The 1,781-nt window shown below is 66.7% G+C and carries 3 protein-coding genes; 1 reads left to right on the top strand and 2 read right to left on the bottom strand.

Going from position 1 to position 1,781, the window contains the following annotated elements:
• A partial coding sequence (locus BST40_RS27975; RefSeq protein WP_142276850.1) for a serine/threonine-protein kinase occupies positions 1 to 890 on the bottom strand: 890 nt, incomplete at its 3' end.
• Between the two features lie 323 nt (positions 891 to 1,213).
• Between BST40_RS27975 and BST40_RS27970 the strand changes: the two genes are divergently transcribed.
• Positions 1,214 to 1,438 (top strand): hypothetical protein, encoded by a 225-nt coding sequence (locus tag BST40_RS27970; protein WP_075545527.1) that lies wholly within the window; start codon positions 1,214 to 1,216, stop codon positions 1,436 to 1,438.
• A 9-nt stretch (positions 1,439 to 1,447) separates the two neighbouring features.
• On the opposite strand, the gene BST40_RS27965 is transcribed toward BST40_RS27970, so the two are convergent.
• Positions 1,448 to 1,781: hypothetical protein (locus BST40_RS27965; RefSeq protein WP_083156547.1), on the bottom strand; the 334-nt coding region annotated here is incomplete at its 5' end.

Genomic DNA, 1,781 nt, shown 5'->3' with positions numbered 1-1,781 from the left:
GGGAGTGTTGCTTCCTGGCTGCGGCGCAGGATGTCGGCAGCGTGGTCTTGATCGGGGTCGCTGAGCGCTTCGTGGGCGGCCAGCGCCAAGTCTCCGGCACTGGCGTAACGGTCCTCGGGCTTTTTTGCCATACCGCGCGCGATCACCGCGTCGAAGGCCTTGGGGATGCCCGCCCGCAGGGTGCTGGGCTGGGGGATGGGCTCGATCAAATGAGCGGTGACCAGCATGCTGGCGCTGTCGGCGCGGTAGGGCGGACTCCCGGTCAGGCATTCATGCAGCACGCAGGCCAGCGCGTAGATGTCGGCGCGGTAGGTGACTTCGTCGTTGGAGAAGCGCTCAGGCGCCATGTATTTCCAGGTGCCCACCGCGGTGCCCAATTGGGTGAGCTTTTCGTCGGTGGTGGCGCTGGCGATGCCGAAGTCGACCAGGTAGGCGAAGTCGTCGCGGGTGACCAGGATGTTCTGCGGTTTGACGTCGCGGTGCATCACGCCGGCGGCGTGGGCGGCGTCGAGGGCGGAGGCGATCTGGGTGATGATGGCCACCGCTCGCGGCGGGGTCAGCGGGCCGAAGCGCTTGAGGATGTGGTCCAGGTCGGTGCCCTCGATGAGGCGCATCTCCAGGTACATCTGCCCATCGATTTCGCCGTAGTCGTGGATGGGCACCACGTGGGGTTCCTGCAGCCGGCCGGTGATGCGCGCTTCACGCTTCATCCGCTCCCGAAACACCGGGTCCTTACTGAAGGTTTCCGACATCAGCTTGACCGCGACGGTCCACTCTTTGACCGTGTGTTCGGCCTCGTAGACTTCGCCCATCCCGCCGCGGCCCAACAGCCGCTTCAGGCGGTAGGGCCCGAATGTCGACCCGACTCGCGAGCCCTGCGCGTCACTCATCGCTGATCCTCCCGGTCACGCCGCGATGCCGCCGACACTATCAACACCAGTCAGCCGAGCGCGTCAGCGGCGAGGTCCGGAAATGGCCCGCAAATGGCCCGGAAATGGCCCGGGGCCGGCGGAAGACCGGCACCCGCACCGCGATCCGACAACCGCGTCGCGGATCGCTGGGACCCCGCTTCCCGCACCCGCCCGGCGCGCGTACTTTCCGGGGGGCCGGTCGGCGCCAAGAAGTCCGCAAGAATGCGGCAAGCGGGTAGGCAGAAGCTCTCTTCAGCTGTCGAGTCAGCTGTCGAGTCAGCTGTCGAGGAAGGAAGAGACAGATGCCTACCACGGCCGGGACCGGCTCGAAGACCCACATCGCCGTCATGTTCGTGATGACCGCCTTGGTCGGGTTTGCGGCAACGTTCCCGGCGCAGTGGCGTACCAGCGCCGGACGCGCCTGGTCCTACGGGGTGTACTACATCGGATACCGGCTGTTGTCGGTACAGCTCTCCTGCGGTTCGCTGGCCGTCAGCGGGGTCCCGTTCGTCATCAAGCACGTCTGAAAGCCCGGTTCACTTGCGGGCTTTGCGTTGCGGGTCGAGACGCCTGAGTTGCACGGCGATGAGCAGCACCAGCACGATCGCCTGGACCAGGCAAGCTCCGGCGGCTAACAGCCAGCTACTGACCTTGTAGTCCCACAGCGGATCCTGGTCCCCGCCCGCGGTGCGGCGCAGGTCGTTGAGATCGACGGTGGCGGCGGCCATGGCGTAGGCCCATCGGGATGGGGATAGCCAGGCCAGTTGCTCGAGCGGGGGCCGGCCTTTGACACCGAACATGCCGCCGCACAGCACCAGTTGGGCCATGACCACCAGGACCAGCAGCGGCATGCCCCGATCGGCGTTGCCG

It is taken from the genome of Mycobacterium persicum (assembly GCF_002086675.1).
Classification (GTDB): Bacteria; Actinomycetota; Actinomycetes; order Mycobacteriales; family Mycobacteriaceae; genus Mycobacterium; species Mycobacterium persicum.
The sequence above is the reverse complement of the archived record's forward strand: the minus strand, read 5'-3'. Positions and strand labels throughout refer to the sequence as shown.